Raw genomic sequence first — 21,533 nt, forward strand, 5'->3', positions numbered from 1 at the left:
TATATGTTAGGTGAGCAATTGAATATGCCCGCGGCTCTGGCTCTTATGGACTGGTTGCCATAAGTATAAAATAACCGCGCGGCCTGTTCAACCTATTTTGAGCTAGGGTGGGGATATTGGCCGGAAGATTCGGACAAATCGTAAATATAGGAGAAGGCTTGCCGCACCGCTTGATAGGTCATATCGCAGCCGTGCTCCAGGTCGGCCAAATGCTGCTTGATGTCCTCCGCTTTGATGCGCAGCTCGGCCCCCTGATGCTCCTCCGCCGCCTGAAGCAGGTCATCGAGCAGGTCAGCGTTGATCGTATGGATTTCGAGATTTCTTTGCTTCCGCAAACGTTCCACCGGTTCCTTATACCGCTCCTTCAGACTGTAGAGCAGCTCTTCGAGCTCGATATACAGACGGTTTTCATGCATGTTCCGCAGCACGGTGAAGTACGAAAAGCGGGACTTGATCTCCTCCGTTTTGAGCCGAAACCGCTCGTTCATAAACTGCCCGAGCTTGTCCAGAATGGCGAACATCCGGATGATCGTATTTTTATAGAAATAAAGATGGCGATGATAGTGATCCAGCTCATCCTGATCCATCTCGTCGACATAGACGGACGATACCAGGCTGCCGCACCGTTTGGCCGCATAATGGCTCTGCTCCAGCTCGTCGAGCGAACGGAGGAAGCTGCCGCTCCAGATCAAGTACCGCCGCTCTTGCAAATTCCGCTCGCCGGCAGGCAGCGAACGTAGCAGCCGAACGTACCGCTCGATCGCTTCGTTCGCCGCCTTGATCTCTCCCGTATCTTCGCGGCGCGGTTCATTGAATAGCGTCCTTAGGATGTTGACGCACCTCCCGTTAAACATTTAACAATACGATTGTGTTTATACAAAAATGTACACTTGTTCGCCCGCTTGGATCTTTGCTCATAGTACTTGTAAGTATGCCCAGCAAGGCGGCTGGCTACTTCTCAAGCTTGTAATCCGGGCTTTCTCCATGTATGCGAAAAAACCGGCACATAAGGCAGCCTGACGCTGCGCCGTGCCGGTTGATATGAGAAAACGTTAGCGACGATCCGCTTCGCGCGCCGTGCCTTAAGTAAAATACGAGCTCCAGCGCTGGTCGACGAGCTTCACAATATCTTCGCGGGGAATCAGCTCGTCCGGGTAGCCCGGCTTCATTCTCGCGTCGATAACGATCGGCAAATCATAGGCCAGATGGTGGCCCTGGACATGAGTTCGGGCATAGATGTCGCTCGCCGGGTTAAAACGGGTAAACACCGTCCACAGGAACGCCGTCTGATCGCTTGCGGCGGCGGATGCGTCGTCGACGAGCACGACGAGCGGCCATGCGCTCAGCTTATCGCCGGAGGCGGCGGCGATGCGTCCGGCAAGCTCCGGCTCCTTCTCGTACGAAGCGCCGGAGATCAGCAGGCAGCCGCGGCAGTATACGGCGGCATCCTCGATCTCGGGGATGACTCCGCCCTCGTAGCTGCCCGGAAGCTCTCGCACCGGCTCGCCTACGCCGAGCATCAGCGCCTTGCTGCCGTGGTTGAGCCGCCCGCCCGTATAATCGAGCGTATCATGGGATGTATTGTTGAATATGAACAGGTCGCGGTACGGGTCGAACCGCTCCAGCACCGCTTCCAGCAGCCGGTCGAACCGGTCGAGCGGAACGGCCTGATCGGTGACGATCAGGAACTTGGTCAGCGTCAGCTGGCCTTCGCCGAGAATCCGAAACGCGGTGCCCAGCGCTTCGCGGCTGTAGCTCTCGCGCACGACCGCGGCCGCCAGCGAGTGAAACCCGGTCTCGGCATACGTCCACAGCTCCTTCACGCCCGGCATCGCCATCGGGAATGCCGGAGACAGCAGGCGCTGTAAAAATTCGCCGAGATAGTAATCCTCCTGACGCGGCTTGCCGACAATCGTGGCGGGATAGATCGCGTCCTTGCGATGCCACACATGATCGACGTTGAACACGGGGAAATCATGGGTGAGCGAATAGTAGCCGTAATGGTCGCCGAACGGCCCTTCAGGTCTTCTCACATGCGGCGGAACCGAGCCGCAGAAGGCGAATTCGGCTTCGGCGACGAGACGGTGGCCGCCGTGCGGGTTGTCGGCCACCGGGAGCTTCTGCCCGAGGATCAGCGATGTGAGCATCAGCTCCGGCAGATGCTCCGGCACCGGCGCGATCGCCGAGGCGATCAGAGCCGGCGGGCCGCCCAGGAACACCGTGACGGGAAGCGCGCGGTTTCGCTGCTCGGCTTCATAGTGATGGAAGCCGCCGCCCTTATGTATTTGCCAGTGCATCCCCGTCGTGCGGTCGTCATACACCTGCATACGGTACATGCCGAGATTATGATGCCCGCCGTCCGGATGCTCCGTATAAACGAGCGGCAGCGTGAAGAACGGGCCGCCGTCCTCCTGCCAGCAGGTCAGCACGGGCAAGCCGGCCAGCGGCGCCTCCTTGCGGCACTGCTGCATCACCGGCGCCGCGGACGCAGGTACGGTTTTGGTGCCGACCTTCATCAAATCCATGATGAGTCCGCGCTCGTTCCACAGCGCTTTCGGCGTCGGAGGCATCAGCGTATTCGTCGCGCCGATAATCTGCTTCATGAACTGCTCCGGCTTCGGTCCGAAGGCGAGATCGACTCTGCGGCTGGTGCCGAACAAATTCGTTACGACGGGAAACGAGCCGCCTTTGACATTCGTAAAAAGCAGAGCGGGGCCTTCCTCGTCGATGACCCGGCGATGGATTTCCGCCAGTTCCAGATTCGGATCGACGGGCGCGGAGATTTCAACCAATTGATTTTCCTTGCGGAGCGCATCCAAAAACTGACGCAAATTCGTATAAACCATATCGTTAATCTTCCCCTTTATTCGCACTTATTCCGCGTTCGGCGTGCAAAAGGCTTACGCGAGCAGCACCAGCTCCGTAAGCCTGTCATATCAGCCGATTGTTCTCTTGGACTGCAAGGCAAGAACGCATAAATAACTCAGGACGCCGAATAACGCCGAAATCAAGATCGTATGCAGCATGCTCGCCAGCAAGTACCAGTCATAGCCGTAGGACAGCGTCACATAACCGCCGCTCAATATTTGCAATACGACCAGAATCAAAGACCACTTCGCCGCCTGAAACACATTGTTCTGCGTCTGCATGCTCCGGCGTACAACCAGATAAAACCAGATGATGAATACCAATAACAGCGCGGCTCCGAGCCGGTGAATAAATACGATAAGCGTAGCTCCCGTCAGTTCGGGAATGACTTGTCCGTTGCATAGCGGCCAGCCGTAGCAGCCTCCGCCCGAATTCGTATGCCTTACGAAGGCTCCGAGATAGACGACGATATAACAATAAATCGAGATCAGCCAGATCGCCGACCTGATCCCCGAGGTCAAAGGGGTTCCTTCCCGCGAGAGCATGGTGCCGAATCGCGTGTACACCAAAGCCAGCAGCAGCGTAAAGGCGAAAGCGACCAGCGAAATTCCGAAATGAAGCGCCAATGTAGCCGAGGATTGCGGCCAAATGACGGCCATCGCTCCCAGAATCGCCTGCAGAATCGTAAAAAACATCGCCCCGCCGACGAACCATTTGGCGTCTTTCCGTTTGCCATAGACAAAAACCAGAATCAGGTTCACCAGCAATATGATACCGACTATGCCGGTCACAAAACGGTGGCTGTATTCAATAAAGGATTCGATCGTGTAGGCCGGCACGAATTTGCCGTTGCACAGCGGCCAGTCGTCGCCGCAGCCGCGTCCGGATTCCGTCTTGGTAACGAGCGCGCCCATAACCAGAATCAGGAACATGCCGTACATGCTTGCGAAGGAAAAGCGTTTAAGCCATTTTTGCATATTCATGTTAGTGAATCACCCACTTTTTAGGTCTCGACAAGAAGAGACAAATCAGAACGCTCATGTTTCATTATAGCCATAAAACCAAACCAAATCCATGCGGAAATGTTACAAAGCATTGAAGGTAAAGGTGAACAACTCGCTACATAACTGTAAAAAAAGACCCCGTCCGCCAAATGAGCGGACAGGGTCAGCCGAGCGCCTGCTCCGGCCTGGATTATCTCGGCAAAGCGTCGGCGATTTCCAGCGAACGGTTGAGGAATTGCTCGATTTCATCGCGGGTTTTGCGCAGCTTGCTGACGAAACGGGCAAGCTCCTTGCCTTCGCGGAAGGCGATGAAGCTCGGAATGCCGAGAATATTCAGCTTCTCGCACAAATCAGGCACCTCGTCGCGATCCAGCTGGATGAAATTTAACCGGTCCTTATAGGCTTCCACCACTTCCGGCATGAACGGATCGATGAAATGGCAGTCTTTGCACCAGGTCGTTTTGAAAACGGCAATCGTCGGTTTGACCCCAGCGATTTTTTCTTCGAACGCTTGCTCGGATTTAATTGGTTCCATAACAAATACACCGCCTTTGGCATGAGTCTTATCAACACTTATAGCATGCCTATTCCGCCCGTGTCAACGCCCGTTTCCGTTAGTGGCAATTGTTAGCACTTTACAGTTATTTCTAAAAGTGATATCATAAAAATATCAAATCAATATTTAATTGATTCCATCACATAATAATTCGACAAAGGAGCGAGACAATATGAAAGAACAAAAAGCATGGGTATTAAACGGCTTTATCGGTGTGCTGTTAATCGTCGTACTGGCCGTCGGAGGAGTTCTTCTGCTCATTAACGACAATGTTGTGGCCGGTATCATTCTGCTTATCGCGGCGGCGGCGCTGATGTCCGGCATTGCAGTCGTACAGCCGAATCAAGGCTTTATCGTCACTTTCTTCGGAAGCTACATCGGCACGATCCGGGAAAGCGGATTATGGCTGACCGTTCCGTTCTCGATGCGCAAGCAGGTATCGCTGCGCGTCCGCAACTTCAACAGCGCCAAGCTGAAAGTCAACGATATCGAAGGCAATCCGATCGAAATCGCCGCCGTCGTCGTCTTCCGGGTCATCGACTCGGCCAAAGCGATGTTTGACGTCGATAAATACGAGCAGTTCGTAGAGATCCAAAGCGAGACCGCGCTGCGTCATGTCGCCAATAAATACCCGTACGATGTGTTCGACGTCGAAGGCTACTCGCTGCGCGGCAATTCCGAAGAAATCGCCCATGAGCTGAGCCGGGAGCTGCAGGAACGTCTGTCCGTCGCCGGAGTCGAAGTGATGGAAGCGCGGCTTACCCACCTCGCCTATTCCACGGAGATCGCCAGCGCCATGCTGCAGCGGCAGCAGGCGACTGCCATCATCTCGGCGCGCTCGAAAATCGTCGAGGGAGCTGTCGGTATGGTGCAGCTCGCGATCGCGCAGCTGCAGCGGGAAGGCGTCATCGAGCTTGACGAAGAGCGCAAAGCCGCTATGATCAACAATCTGCTGGTCGCTATCGTATCCGATCGTTCCGCTAACCCTATCATTAACACGGGCAGTCTGTATTAGGCCTGCCTTAGCGCCGGCTTGCATTATGGCACCGAAGAAAAACTTCGCTCTCCGGCTGGACCCGAAGCTGTATGAGATTCTTGAGCGTTGGGCGGCTGACGAATTTCGCAGCGTAAACGGACATATCGAATTTTTGCTGCGGGAAGCCGCGGCCAAATCCGGACGTTTGCCCGGCCCGCGCCCTTCCGCAGCGCCCGACGATGTCCCGCACGGCACGGAGCCTCCCGGAGATTCGTAAAAAACGCGCATAACAAAAAGCCTGATCCGGCGGAATCAGGCTTTTTGCTTATTCTCATTCATGCCGCGCTGTATGCAGGGTAAACTAATCGCGAGTGATGGTTACCATCTGAAGCTCTTGATCCCAAGCGACTTTGGCTCCCATGCCTTCGGCAATTACGCGAATCGGCACGAACGTCGTTCCGTTCTCCAGCTCGGCTTCAACTTCCATCGGAGTAATCGCGCCGTTAACCAGCGCTTGCTTGCTGCCGATGTTCAGCTTGATCACCGTTCCGGTGATCGAATCGGCAATCGTCACCTGCTGGGTAGCAGGGTCCCAGGCTACGTCCGCGTCCAACTGCTCGACGACGAAGCGCGCAGGCACCATGACATTGCCGTTCCGGTTGTACGGTTTGACAAAATCACCGTCGTAATAGGATTCTTCATCCATAAACATGGTAATTTCTTTTTTCGTTATTTTCAAATCGTTCTTAAGCAGCCGGTACAACTGGGAATCGGGGTTCAAAGCCGCCAATATTTTGCCTGGTTTATCCAGCGACGTCAGCTCCAATTGTCCGCTGCTTGTATCGATTGCATTAACCGTGACCGGCTTGTTAATATTCCACAGCTCCGACGTCATCGTAATCTTCAGCCCGTCGATCGCACTGTACTCCGAGCCCAATTGGGTCAAGGATACCTCCATCGACGTTTTGCGCGGCATCAGATCGTTGTCGACGTACATATCGTATTTGACGTACTGCTTTTCGCTAAGCAGCTTTTTGAGCTCTTCGCCCTGGTAGCCGTTCAACGCCTCGTTCAACGATTGATCGTAGTTGTCGACCGCTTTTTGCAGATTGGTCTTCAAGAACGTGAAGGCAAATTCTACAGCCAGCGTTTTATTGTTCAAATACGGAGCGATCATGTCGTTCATCGCGCTGCTTCCGCTGCTGTCTTCCTTCATGGCCTGCTGGGCAAGCGGCAAGACCATATCATAGATTTGGCTGAGAATATCCTTCATGCCTTTCTCGTCCGCCAGCAAATTTTTCAAAAACGATTTGATAAGATCGCTCACTTCATTGCCGCGGATCTCGGCATGGACGCGTTTCAAATACAATCCTTCGTTATGAATCGTTTCGGTCGCGTCGGATACCGCAATGTTTTTCGGGTTCGGGAGATTCCCCGTAATGTACGACATAAAGCCCGGAACGAAATCGACCGATTTTTTGTACAGCTGCTTGAACTGCTCTTGCATTTCTTTGGACATCGTTTCCTGGGCCTTTTCCATGGCCCCTACGCTGTTATGTACGACAATCGGCTTCTTCGCTCCGTCTACCAGGAAGGTGTAATCCTGATCCGACATGACCATTTGGAACGGAATTTTGCCCTTATTGTATTCCAATTCGCCTTTGACGGATACATGAGTTCTATCCTGCTGGTTGATTTCCGTAAGATTCAGCTTCACCTTGCTGAACAGATCAAGAAGCTGCTTCTCCTCCTCGGCCGGCTGCGCCGAAGCGTTCGGGATCAGCTCCATCGTAACGGTCTGAGTGCCTTGCGAGGATTGGACCGCGTAGTTGTTCTGCATCGCTTTGTTCAGATCGAACCCGTTAACGGACTGGCAGCCTGCGGTAATGATGAGCATGGCAACCAGCAGAAGGGAAAGCAGACGGCGTTGCATTGTTCTGTTTTTCATTGCTTACCTCCATAAAATGATATAAGTGCTCCATAGCATCGAACATAAATCTATACGCAAACTATGGAAAAATGATGCGGCCGACACATATATTTATTACGACAGCCGACGCCCGATTCCTTTTTCTTACATGAAAAACACGGCAAACTTTAATTTTGAAAGGGCTGGAGCAGGCATGAACCAGGGTAAATTCAGATGGAACGGCTGGGATCTGCTGGAGAAGCTGGCCGATGCGCCGCACGAAATTGTCCAATGGGCGAAAGGCAAAACAGGCACCTTGCTGTATGAGAGCGCTCAGCTCGATCATATGACCGGCATACGGCTGACAAGCGACGCCGTCGACGAGCTGCGCGCCCGTCTGAAGAAAGGCCGCGGGAACGCAGAATACGAGAGGGAGCCGTCTGCTGCGGAAAGCGCGCTGCTGGCCCGGATTCGGGCAGCCGCCGTCGATTGGAACCGCAACAACGTCACAAGGACGCAAGCCTATCTCGATATGTACCGGAGGCATCCGGAGCTGCACTGGTCGCTGCTCGCGCATATGGTGTCGCGCAACGGCGGCTGGAACATGACCGATCTGAAGGGGGAGCTGCTCCCCTATTTGCTGAACGAAACGCGTCAGAAGCATGTCTTCGCCTTCCTGGAGCGCGCCAACGCGCTCATATTCCATGACTCCTATCCGCAGCTCCTGCTCTATGAAGCCAGCCTCAAAGCGGGGAAACCGCTGTTTCGGCTGCTGCGCCACCTTCAAGTTTCCTCGTTTATGCGGCCGGTTTGGGAACAATTCTGGGAGCGCAGGGATTCGGCTCTGCTCACGGTAGCGATGATTGTCAACGAACAAAATTTTATCGAGTCCAGAGTCGTCCGCCATCCCGTCTACCGGGAAACCGTGCTCGACACGCTTCTTATTCACGCTCAACTGCTGCTCCAGCTTAATCAGATCGTTCTTCCTTACCGCGATGCCGGACAGCTCCGTCTCGCCGGCTTGGTGCTCGAAAACTTCAATCATCTAAAGGAGCGGATTGAAGTCGGAAAAAGACTGTACGCCATCTTATTCGGCATTCCGGCCGTAGCCCAGGGAGCGCTGAGCTTCGCCGCAAGCACGCGGCACAGCGGATCGCGGGCCGATTATTGGCCTCATCTGTTCTCCGCCGTCCGCCATTTCCCTCCGGTCCCGCGCGGACAGCTGAAGGAATGGCTTGACGGCTGCAAACTCCGCCCCGGCGCATCGCCTCTGTACAGCCCCCGCCTGAGCGACGTCTGGAAGGACTGCCCGTTTGCGGCTTGCGAGCCCGGCGATTGGTACCGGCATGACGACCGCGAGCAATGGCTCGCCTATTTGTCCTCGACGGAGCCGCCGTTCTCCTTCGAAATGACGCATGAATATTGCTTCGGCTTGAACAAGATCGAGCTGGCCGTCCTTGCCGGAGATTTGCTGGAGTAACCGGTTAGCCCGCTCCAGCTCCGCCAGCCGTCTTTCTTCTTCATTTCTTGCTGCCGTTTCTTCAGACCGCTTCTCCCCCCTTGCTTCCTTACTTCGTCTTCTTGTTCGCCCCACCTTTTGGAGTTATATTGAGTTATTGATTGATTTGTTGATTTATTGTTGACTTTTGTGGTTTGTTGTTGCAAATTAATGAAGAGGCACTTGGGGAGAGGATGAGAAGTCATGTCGAAGACGGAAGCGATTATTTTTGATTTGGATAATACGTTATTGTGGGATGAAAGAAGTATTGACGAAGCCTTTGAGGCGGTCTGCCGGTCCGCTTCCGCGGAATCGGGAGTTGATGCCGTGAAGCTGGAGCAGGCGGTGCGGCTGGCGGCCGAGGAATTGTTTGCTTCCATGGAGATCTACGAATGGGCGCGTCAGATCGAGGTCACTTATCTTGAAGCATTATGGGGCCGCTTCGAATCCGAGCTGCATCCCTCGCTTATAAAGCTGAAACGGCTTGCCCCGCTCTACCGGCAGGAGGCGTGGACTTGCGGGCTGCGGCGGGCCGGCGTCGACGATGCGGAGCTCGGACGCAAGCTAGGGGACCAATTCGCCGACGAACGGCGGAACCGTCCCCTTGTCTATGCGGACACCTTCGACGTTCTGAACCGGCTGCGCGGCCGGTATCGTCTGCTGCTGCTGACGAACGGCGCGCCGGACCTGCAGCAGGAGAAGGTGGACAGCATTCCCGGACTCGCTGGCTGCTTCGAGCACATCGTTATATCCGGGACGTTCGGCGCAGGCAAGCCCGATCCGGCCATCTTCAAGCATGCGATGGGGCTGCTGAAGCTTCCTGCGGAGCAATGCCTGATGGTCGGCGATAATCCGGATACGGATATTAAGGGTGCACTGGAGATCGGCATGCCCTGCGCCTGGATTAATCACAAGCGCAGGCCCGCATCATCCGGCCGCCGTCCCACGTATGAAATCGGAAGCTTGTCGGCGCTGCTGGACATCGTATAGCACAGGCGTCGGCTGCGATGACCTGTAGCGCAAGCAGAAAAAAGATCAACACGGTCGCCAAGCAGAGAAAAGGCCCGGCTAGGAAGCATGAAGTTCACGCTTCCCCCGGGCCTTTACTGGCTTGCTATCCATAATACGCCGTGCTGCTCCAGCGTTCCTGCCCAATCCTTCGGGCATGCCTGATCGGAAATGACGATATCCGCTTCTTCCAACGGTATGATCCGGGCAAACGCCTGAACGCCGATTTTGGACTGGTCGGCAAGTACGATCACTTCCCTGGCCGCATGAGCAAATTGTCTTGAAACGGCCGTTTCGTTCAAATCATAATCGGTTACGCCGCCCGTTAAAGACAACCCTCCGACGGATAAGAACGCCTTGTTTACAAAAAACTGACCGAGCATCTGCTCGCACAGCGGTCCTGTCAATGACTGCTGCTCCGCATGCAGCTGTCCGCCGAGCACGAATACCTTCCCGGTAAATCGCTGGCTGTTCAATGCCTCGGATAAATGCGAGGCGACCGGCAGCGAATTGGTAAGAATCGTCAAGTTACGCTTGCCTTGAATCGATGCGGCAAGCTCCATCATCGTCGTACCGACATCGAGCGCGATCGTATCGCCATCCTCGATCAGCTCGGCCGCGCGCCGTCCGATCTTCCGCTTGGCGTCGACAAACAGCTGGGTACGCTGCTGAAAGGGCGGCTCGCCATGCTCATGGCCGGAGCGGACCGCCCCGCCGTATACGCGCTGCAGCTTGCCTTCCGCTTCCAGCGCATCGAGATCGCGGCGGATCGTTTCCGTGGAAACGCCGAGCTGCTCGGCCATCGGAATCACCTTCACCTTGCCGTCGCGAAACAATGCCTGCAAAATCAATTCTTTTCGTTCCTGGGCTAAAAGCGACAATGCGAACACCACCGTTACCGTATCATAGTGACAAAACTGCCCCTTTAGTATAGAGCGAAGCCGCGAAGAAATTCAACCCTCGGCCGCCGAACGGCTTTTGGCATACAGGCAGGTCATGATGCCGCGATTTCTCGGGTTCGAGAACTCCTTCTCCTTGATCATGCCCAGCTTCTCGGCGACCCTGCTCGAAGCCGTATGCTCCACCGGCATATTGGCGCATATTCTCTCCAATCCGAGACGGGCAAATCCGTACTCCATGCAGGCTGACGCCGCCTCGAAGCCGTATCCTCGGCGCCAGTGCGGATGATGAATAATATAACCGAGGTCGATCTCTTCGCGTCCGCCGATCGATGCCCGCATCAGGCCGCAATCGCCGACGCTTCCGCCCGTCGACTTATCGACGACCAGCCACCGGCCGAAGCCGTTCTCCCGGCAGCTGTCCATACTTCTTCGCACCCATCCGGCCGCCTGCTCCCGATCCAGCGGCTGCGGCCAAAAGCTCATCGTGACCGGGTCCGACAGCAGCCGATACGCCTCCTCCTGATCGCCCTCCTCATACTCCCGCAGGAGAAGTCTATCCGTTTGCAAAATGATAGTCATATTTCGTATTCAATCTCCTTCCGGTGAAAACTCCACGCCCCGGACCTTCGCAAAAACCATCGTATCCCTTAACGAGCCGTCCACGGCACGCGCGTCGTTACGGAGAATGCCTTCCAGCGTAAAGCCCAGCCGCTCGGCCACTCGCGCGCTTCGCGTATTGCGTGAGTCGCAGCGGATTTCCACGCGGCTCGCCTGCAGCTCTCGAACGGCGAAATTCGTAATCGCCTCCGCCGCTTCGGTTATAAACCCTTGTCCTTCACAGGATGTGCGCACCCAATAGCCGATCTCGAACTTTCGCGAGTCCCAGTCGATCCTGTGAAGGCCGCTGCAGCCGACGAGCATGCCGGTTTCCTTGGATAAGAGCTGAAGCCTCATATCTTTGCGTTCCAGAAACTGAATCCGGGCCCGCCGTATATCGGCTTCCGATTCTTCCACGGCAGGAAGCGCCTGGGCCCACGGCATCCACAGCTGCAATCGATCGATGCTCTCGGCTACGGCCTCATTCACCTTGGCCCCATCTCCCCACAGCGGTGCGCGTATTAACAAACGGCGGCTTTCGAAGCTTTCCGGCAAGTCCAGCATAAGCGGATTGACAGCCATACCCATCCTCCCCGTTTCCCAGAAAATAGTTTCCAATCAACATACCATAGAGGGCGCCTTTTTTTCAAGATCAATGAATAGAAGCAGGACTGCTCCTCCCAGCATTTTTCTAAGGAACGTGTAATCGCTCGAACGGCCTGGGAGGGAGCTGCAGGAGGCGCAGCCTTCGGAACCGAGCGTCGAATCGTTTCTAAGTCTAACGGACACCAGGGAGCTAAATTCGTCAAAAACAGACATTTTGGAAACGTAACGGTCAGCAGCGCGCTTATATAGCTCCGAATGGCTTTCTAAGGCGGCTTTGCCAACAAATAGCTGCAGCTGTGTCCGTTAGAATTCCAAAGCGGACGATATGGTTTATATAACGGCCGCTGTGTCCGTTGCTTCCGATCGCTGCTGAAATCGGGGACAAAGGCGACCGCTAACGCTTTTCCAGATTCAAATGGCCCCATAGACCACGCAGAAAGTATATAGATGCAAAATGACAATAACGAAGCGGCATTAGCGGCAAAATAGGCAGTCATTATTCGTTCGCTATGCACAGAAGCACCTCCATAGGACGGATTCTTAAGAGCATGATCAAAAACGCTCTGCGGCGCAGGCGAAAGCACTGCTATCGCCGCTTCGTTCGCTTCTCCATCGGGCTTCCGGCAAAACGAAAAAACGCCGCTATGCTCCGAGTCAGCCTGCGGCCCTCGGTTCATAACGGCGGTACGTTCGTAAACTATATATACGGTTGACCCGCGGTTCTAGTCGTTCCCGGTTTCTTTGCCTTTCAGCAAGCGCGGGGCTACTTTGCCGATGATCCGCTGAAGCGGCCGCGGCATATGCCGCGAATCGGACAAGCCGACGGTACGGGTAGCAAACAGCAGCAGCGGGTAAGCGGCACCGACGACCGCGCAGACGATTACCGTCTGCAGGAATGCGTCCCAGCGCGCCGCGCCGAACGGCGTCGCATAGGCTTGCGCGAGCGCGTCGAGTGCCGCTCCGACGATGACGATCACGACCGTCGTCGCCGTCAGGCCGAGCCAGCGGCGGCGGCTCAGCACGCGGAAGCTCACTTCCAAACGCAGCACCCGCAGGTTCAACCAGGTCATGACGATGAAGCAGAGGCAGGTGGCGGCAATAATGCCGTAAATGCCGAGCCACGGCGCCAGCGCAAAGCTGGCGATCAGCTTCGCGGCGATGCCTGCCACGACATGCAGCACCAGGGCGCGCATCTTGCCCATGCCCATCAATACCGCGCCTGAGGTTTGCATGACAATCTGGAAGATCGCGCTGACTGTCAGCACAATAATAATCGGCGCGGCGTAAGCGTCAACGATCGCCGATCCCTTCGGATTGCCGAAGATGAAGCTGTTGATCGGCCCGGCGGCGAGGCAGATGAGCAGCACCATCGGCAGGCCGGACAAGATCGAGAGCTGCAGCACTTTGCCGGTTTGATCGGACACCTGCTGCATATCCTTTTGCGAATACGCGGACGAAATGATCGGAACGACCGATTGGCTGAGCGCCACGGCCAAAATGATCGGAATGCCGGCGAGCGACTGGGCGCGGCCGACCAGAATGCCGAGAATTTCCCTCGCGCTCTCCTCTCCGACCTGATCCTTCAGCAGCAGCGTCACAATCGAAGAGTCGATCGTATAGATCAGCGTCACGGTCATGGAGAAAATAACGATCGGAATCGAAATTTGAAACAGCTGCCCGTAAATTTTTTTGAACGGCAGCGTGCTGTGCGACGCGCCCTCCCGGCCGTTATCGGCGGCCGAAGCCGCCCCGGAGGCCAGTTCCGCCCTATCCGACCGGCGCAGCTTCAGCGCATAATAAGCCATCACCGCGGCGGCCGCGACGCTGCCGATAACTCCGCCGAAGGACGCTCCGGCGACGGCCCATTCCATGCTGTGGCCGAGCAGCGCGTAGGCGAGAACGACCGAGGTGACGACGCGGAAAATTTGCTCGATAATTTGCGACAAGCCGTTCGGCATCATCATCCGCCGCCCCTGGAAGTAACCGCGCATAATCGCAATGAGCGGGAATAAGAGCAGCGCTGGCGCCAGCGCGCGAATCGGCAGCGTCGCCTGCGGATTAATAATGCTGTCCGCATAATACGGCGCAACGATATACAGGAACAGCGTCATGACGACGCCCGCTCCCGCGGCGAACAGCAGCGCCGCCTTATAGATGCGGCTCGCCTCCGCATGAAGCCCGAGCGCAGTCCGCTCGGAGATCATTTTGCTCAGCGCGCTCGGAATGCCCGCCGTCGCTACGACCAGCAGCATCGAGTACAAATTGAAGGCGATACCGTAGGCGGCCATGCCGATCTCGCCGAGCAGAAAAACAAGCGGAATCCGCTGCACGACGCCTAAAGCCCGTGCAACGAGCGCCGCCAACGTCAAAATCAGCGTACCTTTTACCAGCGAATCCTTAGCCAACACGTTCCCTCTTCCCGATTAAAGAACTGACGGAATGCACCGCGGCGCACGGCTCGCGCCATCGCGCCGCGGCTCCCCTTCTTGAAACATAGAATCCGGAGCCGCTAAAACCGCATCACCCAAATGATAAACAAAACAATCATCAGAAGCTGTAAAATCACTTTGACGACGAGGCCCGAGAAGAAGCCGACCAACGCTCCGACTCCCGCCCGCACGGCCTGTCTCCACTCCGTTCCGACGATCATCTCCCCGATGACCGCGCCAAGAAACGGACCGATCAGCAGCCCCGCGACAGGAATGACGAACGGGCCGAGCAGAAGGCCGACCGTGCTCCCGATGACCGACGCCCGGGTGCCTCCGAATTTTTTCACGCCGAGCGCGCTGACCAAATAATCGGCGACCATCAGCACGATGACGATCGTCGTCTGGATCAGCCAAAACCAGAAGCCGAACGGCTCCCAATCGACCATCCAGCCGTAGACGAAGAAGGCCGCGTAAATCGCCAGCGCCCCGGGCAGCACCGGATAGACGGCGCCGGCCATCCCGACGGCGAACAAAGCGACGACAATGATCCATGCGGCTATAACCATAAGACGCCACCCCGCTTATTCACTCGTATCCCGCCTATCAGCGCAATACGTATTGCTCGATGATTTTGGCCACGCCATGCTCCTCGTTCGTCGCCGTGACGACATCCGCCAATTCCTTGACCTCATCCTGGGCATTGCCCATAGCGACGCCGAGACCGGCTTCGCGGATCATCGTCACGTCGTTCAAGCTATCGCCCATAGCGATGACCTGGGACATCTCGATGCCGAGCAGCTCGCATACTTGCTTCAATCCGCTCGCTTTGCTGACCCCTTTCGGATTCAGCTCGATATTGCACGGATGAGAGTTGGTAACTTCCAGCATATCCCAAGATATAAGCTGCTCGCGAATCGCGCGCAGACTGGCCTCATCTTCGTAGTAATAACCGAATTTGAGCCACTGCTCCGAGTCGATCTTCGGAACCCACTTTTCCTTATTGTAAATGCCGCTGACGGCATAAGCCCAATACCAAGTATCATACTCCAGCGCCAGCGACAGCATCTTCTCCACCAGATCCGGCTCCACGAACGTCCTGCTGTGCAGCTGTCCCGGAGCCGTCCATACCTCGCTGCCGTTAACCGATACGATCGGAGACTTAAGACCCAGCTCCTCTACGTAAGGAAGCACGTTTTGAATGCCCCGGCCCGTGGAGAACATCACCGTCACTCCGGCGGCGGCCGCCGCTTCCACGGCTTTGCGGTTCTCGGCCGATATTGTTTTATCCTCCGTCAAAAAAGTTCCGTCCATATCCAAAGCGATCAGCTTGTAATTCGCCATGCCGTTCCTCCTCCTAGAGAGCTTGCGCCAGCGACGGCCTCGGCAGCTCTTCCATATAGGTTACATGCCATAGTGCGAACATGTACACGGTCCACAGTCTGCGGGCGTAATCGCCTTGACCGTTTTGATGCCTCGCCAGCATTTGACGGACCGTGTCCAAATTGATGTAGTCCTCGATGCCGCTGGCGGCGATCTGCTCCATCATCACCTTGCCCTGGTTCCCTTTCACCCAATCGCGCACAGGAACCGGGAAGCCGAGCTTCGGCCGATTCAGGATGAAGTCGGGAATGAGCCCCTCCATCGCTTTGCGGAAAATATACTTGGTCGTCCCTTCGGCGATCCGGTAACGCGCCGGAATTTTCCGGGCGATCTCGTACAGCTCCACATCGAGAAACGGTACGCGCAGCTCCAGGGAATGCGCCATCGTCATTTTGTCCGCCTTCATTAGAATGTCGCCGGGCAGCCACAGATTCATATCGATGTACTGCATCCGCGTGACAGGGTCGAGATGACGGGTCTTATCGTAAAATTGCTTGGCGATTTGCAGCGGATTTTTGTAGCTGCTCAGCATCTCTTTGTCGATGCGGACCAATTCCGCTTTCATGTCCTCGCTGAAAATTTTGGCGTTGCCGATAAACCGCTCCTCCAGCGGGGTCGTTCCGCGCAGCACGTAGTTCCTGCCCTTCAGACCGGCGGGCATAAGGCGCGCCACCGCATGCATCAGCCGCTTCAGCGCGTGGGGCAGCCGTTCGATCGGCTGCAGCGCCAGCGGCTCGCGGTAAATGCGATAGCCGCCGAACAGCTCGTCGGCGCCCTCGCCGGAGAGCACCACCGTCACCTGCTCGCGGGCGAGCTGGGCGACATGATAGAGCGCGATGGCCGACGGGTCGGCTACAGGCTCGTCCTGATGCCATACCGCCTTCGGCAGCGCGGCGAAGAAATCGTTCTGCGTGATAATCCGGGCAGAATGCTCCGTATCGAGCGCCGACGCCGTCTGGCGGGCGATCTCGGTCTCGTTGTTCGGGCCTTCGAATCCGACGGAGAACGTGCGGATCGGCTCGATCGAACGCATATGGGCGGCGATGGCCGTGGAATCGATCCCGCTCGACAGGAAACAGCCCCGCTCCACGTCGCTCTGCATATGATGGATGACCGAGTCCTTCAACCCTTCGCGAATCTGCTCGACATAGTCTTCGAACGGACGCTCCTCCGGCTCGAACATCGGGTCCCAATACCTGCGAATCGTCATATCGCCGTCGTAGGATACCGTTACCGAGTGGCCCGGCGGCAGCTTGTGAATCCCCCGGAACATCGTATCCGGTTCAGGCACGTACTGAAACGTCAAGTAGTTCAGCAGGCTTTCCGTATGTATCGTGCGGTCCATTCCGTCGGCGGCCAGCAGGCTCTTAATTTCCGATCCGAACAAAAACCGTTTGCGGTCCTTAAAATAATAGAACGGCTTGATCCCGAACTGGTCGCGCGCGCCGAACAGCAGCTTCTTGCGGCGATCCCAAATGACGAACCCGAACATTCCGCGCAGCTGCTTGACGCAATCCTCGCCGTATTCCTCGTACATATGGACGATGACCTCGGTATCGGAGTGAGTTTTGAACTGATGGCCTCTCTCCTGCAGCGTGCTGCGCAAATATTTGTAGTTGTAAATTTCTCCGTTGAACACGATCCACACGGTATCGTCCTCATTGGACATAGGCTGATGCCCTTCCTGAATATCGATGATGGACAGCCTGCGGAATCCGAGGCCGATCCGGTTCTCCGACCAGAATCCGACGTCGTTCGGCCCCCGATGGATGATGACATCCGTCATCGCCTTCAGCATCGCCTGCGACGGCTCTCTATCTTCAAAATACATTGCTCCGGTAATCCCGCACATCGTATTGCTTCCTCCTCAAACGTCCCTTACAGCAACGGTTAAATCATTCGATAGTCTAGTATACCATATTCGCGGCGGATTCAGGAAATAGAATGGTATGACCGGGGAATTGGGATTTTTTACCGAAACGGATCAAAAAAGCCGCAACCCGAAGGTTACGGCCAGATCGGTTCCCGACGCTGATGCGGCTGTCGGACTTTGAAACATCTCGCGCTTGCGTGAAGGCTTCTCACATTGTTACCCTGCTCGATTCCGCCTTGAATTAACTTGGCAAAGACGCCATCTCGCCGATTTTCCGGATAACCGCTTCCTCATCGCCGGCCACACTCTCCGTTGCCATTCTCCTAAGCTCCGCATGCTCTCCGACGCAAACCGAACGGCTTGCAACCCTGAACATGGGAACATCGTTCGCATCGTTTCCGAATGCAATGAACGTACGGGGACTAAGGCCAAGCGCCTGCAAGCCTGTCCATTTATCGATTCCCGCCGGACTGAGATCAATGATATTTTCCGTTCCGTGCATATACATCATCACCGGCAGCTTCTCCAGCTCCCCAAGCAACTGCCGATGGTTTCGGCTGCGCAATACAACTACTTTTACAATATCCCCCAATTCCTCTATCGGGACGTTGCGGGCGCTGCCTTCCGGGTCGAGATTGCTTCGAATCGGGTGCTGCGGATCGCCGGAATAGCAGTAGTCCCAGAACCCGTCAATTAAATAATCCGCTTCGAACTGCTGTAATAAACTCATAATCGGCTGCGCTACGGACGGTTCCAGCCGATAAACGCAAACTTGACGCCCCTCGCGGTAAACGAACCCGCCGTTTCCCCCCACCATCGGAAACCGGCGCATATGGGCAGGCAAAACTGGCAGCAGATCGCGGATCGGTCTGGCCGAAGCAAAGATGATTTCATGCCCCTCGTTCACGAGCTCGTCCAACGCATGCACCATATTCTCGCTTAACGGCTTGCCCCGAAAACAAATCGTTCCATCCAAATCGAAAACGAATTTCATCTCATTTCCCCCTTTTTTTCAATCATATCAAGTTCATATATAATGAAAAGGACCGATGTCCAAAAGAGGTGAATTTGGTGAAGGTTTACACCGAGCATCACAAGCTGCAGCCCTATATGTCCAAGTTTGATTTAAGCCAAATTTTCATTGATCCTCCTTCTGTAACGATTCAGCTTCGCGAATACGAGCGCGGCGAATCCGTTCTCGCTGAGGGCGACGAGCTGGACGGTTTATATTTTCAGGTTGAGGGGCTGACCAAGGTTTCATCAAGCGTGGAAACGGGAAAATCGCTGCTGCTGCGGTTTTGCCGTCCGCTCTCCATCTTCGGCGATATTGAGCTTATTCAGAAAGTAGCCGTACAATCCAGGGTCGAAGCCGTGGAAGCCTCCCGCTTTCTCTATATCGACAAACGGACGGTGGAGCGAAAGTTGATGCGCGAGCACCGATTTTTAAACGAGCTGCTAAAGCACTTGGCCTACAAGCTTCAGACTTGTACAACGGCATCGCGAATCAACCTGCTGGCTTCCGTCGAGGAACGGCTGGCGATTTATCTTTTGACCACCCGTTTTCCGAACGAGTTCGGCAAGGAAATCCAGACGCCGCATATTCCGGAAATCGCCTCGGTGATCGGCACCACGCCAAGGCATCTGAACCGCGTGATTCATAAGCTGCATGCGCTGGGAATACTGCAAAAAGCCCGCAAAAGCTTCGAGGTGCTCGATTGGGAGCAATTGGATACGATCTCGAACGGCTTGCGTTACGATTAAAGCGGATGATTGCAGATAAAAATGATCCGCGTAGATGAGCCTCCCGCGCCCGATTCGATAAGTTCATGCCATGATGCGCCGTTGCGCGAGACCTATTCGGTCCACCGGCTATATTAAAAGAGCCAAGCCGCAGCACACAGAGACAGCCCCTGAAAGAGAACCCTCTTCAGGGGCTGCCGCCGTATATGGCAGGTCGCGTTCTGCCGCCGCATGAAACCGGACGCCGAACGAAATTCAGCTACCGCGCGCAGTGCGGTATGGCGTTGCCCGATCTGCATCGGCCGCCGCACCGATCAAGCCGTCTTCCCCGACAGGCTGCGCCGCTGCCTCAGCTTGCGCCAGAGCACGCCGTGAGTCGGGGAGAACAGCAGCGCGAGCACGAACAGCACCCCGGCGATGCTGATCATGCAGCCTGCGATGGAGGCGTCGAGCAGCATCGACGCGTAATAACCCGCAACTGCGCTGACGATGCCGACCGCCATGCTGCAGCCGATCATGGACCCGAGCCGTTCCGTCAGCAAATACGCGGTGGCGGCCGGAACGACGAGCATGCCGACGACCAGAATCGCGCCGACGCTTTCGAAGGAAGCTACCGTAGTCACCGATACGAGCCCCATCAGCACGTAATGAAACAGAACGACCGGAATGCCTACCGCAGCCGCCAGCGCCGGATCGAAGGAGCACAGCTTGAACTGCTTGTAGAACAGGCCGATGACCGCTGCGCTGAGCAGCAGCACCAGCCCGAGCGCCCACACCGCCTTCGGCCCGATATCGACGCCGCCGAACGTCAGCGTATCCCACGGAACGCGGATAATTTCCCCGTACAGTACGCAGTCCAGATCCAGGTCGACTTGGCGGGTATAGATGCTGACCAGCACGACGCCGACCGAGAACAGGGCGGTGAAGACGACGCCGATGGAAGCGTCCGACTGCACGCCGCTTTGCTGAAACAGCTGGATCAGGAAGACGGTGATCAGCCCGAGCGCCGAAGCGCCCAGCATCATGAAGAGCGAATCGCGCGACCCGCTGAGCAGGAAGGCGATGACGATCCCGGGCAGCACCGAATGGCTGATCGCGTCGCCGATCATCGCCATCTTGCGCAGCACGAGGAAGCAGCCGAGCAGGCTGCAGGAGCAAGCAACCAGCGCCGCCGTCAATATAATCCAGAAGTCGTTCACGCCTGCCCCTCCTTCCGCGCCTGCGTCTCGGCCGCCAGCGAAGCGGCGGTCTGCCCGCGCCGCAGCGGCGTCCCCGGCTCCCGTTCGTCCAGCACCGCCCGGCGCACGGACAGCCGGAGCAGCAGCTTGGCGAGCAGCCCGCGCCGAGGCGCGCAAACGACGGAGACGGCGAACAGCGCCGTGGCCGCCAGCACGCTAAGCGGCCCGGTCGGCAAGTTATTCGCCGTCGTGCTCGCCAGCGTCCCGGCGAAGCCGCTGACCGCGCCGAACAAGCCGGACAGCGCGACCATGAAACCGAGGCGCTCCGTCCAGTACCGGGCGGAGACGGCCGGCGTGATCAGCAGCGCCGACATGAGCACGACGCCGACGGCCTGAATGCCGACGACGACCGCGACGACGATCAGAAACATCAGCAGCTGCTCCAGGAAAGCGACGGGATAGCCGAGTCCTTTGGCAAAGCCCGAATCGAAGCTCAGCAGCTTGAACTCCTTGAACAGCAGGGCGCAGGCGGCCACCAGAACCAAGGCGACGATCGTCATCACGACAACGTCGGAATGAATCATCGAAGCGGCCTGGCCGAACAGAAACTTATCGAGCCCGCTTTGGTTGCCGCTGCCGCCATGCTGAATTTGCGTGAGCAGCACGATCCCGAAGCCGAAAAAGACGGACAGCACGATGCCGAGCGCCGAATCCTGCTTGATCCGGGAATTGCGCGTCACGAAGCCGACGCCGAACGTCGCAATAATTCCCGAGACGGCGGCTCCGATCAGGAAGAACAGGATCGACTTGGAGCCGGTCAGCATGAAGGCGATGCAGACGCCGGGCAGCGCCGCATGGGCGAGCGCGTCGCCCATCAAGCTCTGCTTGCGCAAATAAGCGAAGCTGCCCAGCACGCCGCTGCTTAACCCCAGCAGTATGCTGCCGAGCAAAATCCACTGCGTATTCGGATCGAGGAACAATTCCAGCCAGTTGATGTTCGCCATGACCT

The 21,533-nt window shown here is 56.3% G+C and carries 20 protein-coding genes; 5 read left to right on the forward strand and 15 right to left on the reverse strand.

Translation table 11 applies throughout. From position 1 onward, the window contains the following. Window positions 1-92: 92 nt before the first annotated feature. The 4 genes from N0M98_RS08755 to N0M98_RS08770 form a co-directional block, all read right to left on the reverse strand. On the reverse strand, window positions 93-854 hold the full coding sequence (locus tag N0M98_RS08755) for a Cthe_2314 family HEPN domain-containing protein (protein WP_249861779.1): 762 nt from the start codon (window positions 852-854) through the stop codon (window positions 93-95). A gap of 228 nt (window positions 855-1,082) precedes the next feature. Beyond that, window positions 1,083-2,846, reverse strand: a complete 1,764-nt coding sequence (locus N0M98_RS08760) for a UbiD family decarboxylase (RefSeq protein WP_259617579.1) — start codon at window positions 2,844-2,846, stop codon at window positions 1,083-1,085. A gap of 90 nt (window positions 2,847-2,936) precedes the next feature. After that, on the reverse strand, window positions 2,937-3,845 hold the full coding sequence (locus tag N0M98_RS08765) for a COX15/CtaA family protein (protein WP_445933607.1): 909 nt from the start codon (window positions 3,843-3,845) through the stop codon (window positions 2,937-2,939). A gap of 217 nt (window positions 3,846-4,062) precedes the next feature. Next, window positions 4,063-4,407 (reverse strand): thioredoxin family protein, encoded by a 345-nt coding sequence (locus tag N0M98_RS08770; RefSeq protein WP_259617580.1) that lies wholly within the window; start codon window positions 4,405-4,407, stop codon window positions 4,063-4,065. A 193-nt stretch (window positions 4,408-4,600) separates the two neighbouring features. Between N0M98_RS08770 and N0M98_RS08775 the strand changes: the two genes are divergently transcribed. Together N0M98_RS08775 and N0M98_RS08780 are read left to right on the forward strand one after the other, a co-directional pair. After that, entirely contained in the window at window positions 4,601-5,443 is an 843-nt protein-coding gene (locus tag N0M98_RS08775) for an SPFH domain-containing protein (RefSeq protein WP_259617581.1), read from the forward strand. Between the two features lie 25 nt (window positions 5,444-5,468). Continuing rightward, entirely contained in the window at window positions 5,469-5,681 is a 213-nt protein-coding gene (locus N0M98_RS08780) for a type II toxin-antitoxin system antitoxin (protein WP_249861774.1), read from the forward strand. An 84-nt stretch (window positions 5,682-5,765) separates the two neighbouring features. On the opposite strand, the gene N0M98_RS08785 is transcribed toward N0M98_RS08780, so the two are convergent. Continuing rightward, the gene (locus N0M98_RS08785; RefSeq protein WP_259617582.1) at window positions 5,766-7,352 is read right to left on the reverse strand and encodes a copper amine oxidase N-terminal domain-containing protein; all 1,587 of its coding nucleotides are present in this window, start codon (window positions 7,350-7,352) and stop codon (window positions 5,766-5,768) included. Between the two features lie 175 nt (window positions 7,353-7,527). Here N0M98_RS08785 and N0M98_RS08790 point away from each other — a divergent pair, with 175 nt between their 5' ends. Then, on the forward strand, window positions 7,528-8,793 hold the full coding sequence (locus N0M98_RS08790; RefSeq protein ID WP_259617583.1) for a DUF2515 domain-containing protein: 1,266 nt from the start codon (window positions 7,528-7,530) through the stop codon (window positions 8,791-8,793). A 222-nt stretch (window positions 8,794-9,015) separates the two neighbouring features. Continuing rightward, complete coding sequence (locus N0M98_RS08795; RefSeq protein ID WP_259617584.1) at window positions 9,016-9,801, forward strand: HAD family hydrolase; 786 nt, start codon at window positions 9,016-9,018, stop codon at window positions 9,799-9,801. A gap of 113 nt (window positions 9,802-9,914) precedes the next feature. Here the strand turns inward: N0M98_RS08795 and N0M98_RS08800 are convergent, their stop codons facing one another. From N0M98_RS08800 to N0M98_RS08835, 8 genes are all read right to left on the reverse strand, one after another. Beyond that, the gene (locus tag N0M98_RS08800) at window positions 9,915-10,709 is read right to left on the reverse strand and encodes a DeoR/GlpR family DNA-binding transcription regulator (protein ID WP_375295462.1); all 795 of its coding nucleotides are present in this window, start codon (window positions 10,707-10,709) and stop codon (window positions 9,915-9,917) included. Window positions 10,710-10,772: 63 nt separating this feature from the next. Continuing rightward, complete coding sequence (locus N0M98_RS08805) at window positions 10,773-11,300, reverse strand: GNAT family N-acetyltransferase (RefSeq protein WP_259617585.1); 528 nt, start codon at window positions 11,298-11,300, stop codon at window positions 10,773-10,775. Between the two features lie 9 nt (window positions 11,301-11,309). Continuing rightward, window positions 11,310-11,900 carry a GNAT family N-acetyltransferase gene (locus N0M98_RS08810; RefSeq protein WP_375295459.1) on the reverse strand — a complete coding sequence of 197 codons (591 nt, stop codon included), beginning with the start codon at window positions 11,898-11,900 and terminating at the stop codon, window positions 11,310-11,312. A gap of 746 nt (window positions 11,901-12,646) precedes the next feature. Continuing rightward, window positions 12,647-14,332, reverse strand: a complete 1,686-nt coding sequence (locus N0M98_RS08815) for a putative polysaccharide biosynthesis protein (protein ID WP_259617587.1) — start codon at window positions 14,330-14,332, stop codon at window positions 12,647-12,649. Between the two features lie 101 nt (window positions 14,333-14,433). Beyond that, complete coding sequence (locus N0M98_RS08820; protein WP_259617588.1) at window positions 14,434-14,919, reverse strand: DUF456 domain-containing protein; 486 nt, start codon at window positions 14,917-14,919, stop codon at window positions 14,434-14,436. 37 nt (window positions 14,920-14,956) lie between these two features. Continuing rightward, complete coding sequence (locus N0M98_RS08825; protein WP_259617589.1) at window positions 14,957-15,694, reverse strand: Cof-type HAD-IIB family hydrolase; 738 nt, start codon at window positions 15,692-15,694, stop codon at window positions 14,957-14,959. Window positions 15,695-15,707: 13 nt separating this feature from the next. Next, entirely contained in the window at window positions 15,708-17,585 is a 1,878-nt protein-coding gene (gene asnB, locus N0M98_RS08830) for an asparagine synthase (glutamine-hydrolyzing) (RefSeq protein WP_249861764.1), read from the reverse strand. Window positions 17,586-17,847: 262 nt separating this feature from the next. Further along, the gene (locus N0M98_RS08835) at window positions 17,848-18,600 is read right to left on the reverse strand and encodes an HAD-IIB family hydrolase (protein ID WP_259617590.1); all 753 of its coding nucleotides are present in this window, start codon (window positions 18,598-18,600) and stop codon (window positions 17,848-17,850) included. Window positions 18,601-18,677: 77 nt separating this feature from the next. On the opposite strand from N0M98_RS08835, the gene N0M98_RS08840 reads away from it, so the two are divergent. Continuing rightward, window positions 18,678-19,367, forward strand: a complete 690-nt coding sequence (locus tag N0M98_RS08840) for a Crp/Fnr family transcriptional regulator (RefSeq protein ID WP_249861762.1) — start codon at window positions 18,678-18,680, stop codon at window positions 19,365-19,367. Window positions 19,368-19,660: 293 nt separating this feature from the next. Here N0M98_RS08840 and N0M98_RS08845 read toward each other — a convergent pair whose 3' ends face one another. Both N0M98_RS08845 and N0M98_RS08850 read right to left on the reverse strand, forming a co-directional pair. Continuing rightward, window positions 19,661-20,545, reverse strand: coding sequence for a metal ABC transporter permease (locus N0M98_RS08845; RefSeq protein ID WP_249861761.1), 885 nt, complete (start codon window positions 20,543-20,545; stop codon window positions 19,661-19,663). Continuing rightward, a complete protein-coding gene (locus N0M98_RS08850) occupies window positions 20,542-21,528 on the reverse strand; it encodes a metal ABC transporter permease (RefSeq protein WP_259617591.1) in 987 nt (328 codons plus the stop codon). The genes N0M98_RS08845 and N0M98_RS08850 overlap by 4 nt, the downstream gene beginning before the upstream one ends. Window positions 21,529-21,533 lie beyond the last annotated feature (5 nt).

The sequence above is a fragment of the Paenibacillus doosanensis genome (genome assembly GCF_025060755.1).
GTDB lineage: Bacteria > Bacillota > Bacilli > Paenibacillales > NBRC-103111 > Paenibacillus_S > Paenibacillus_S doosanensis.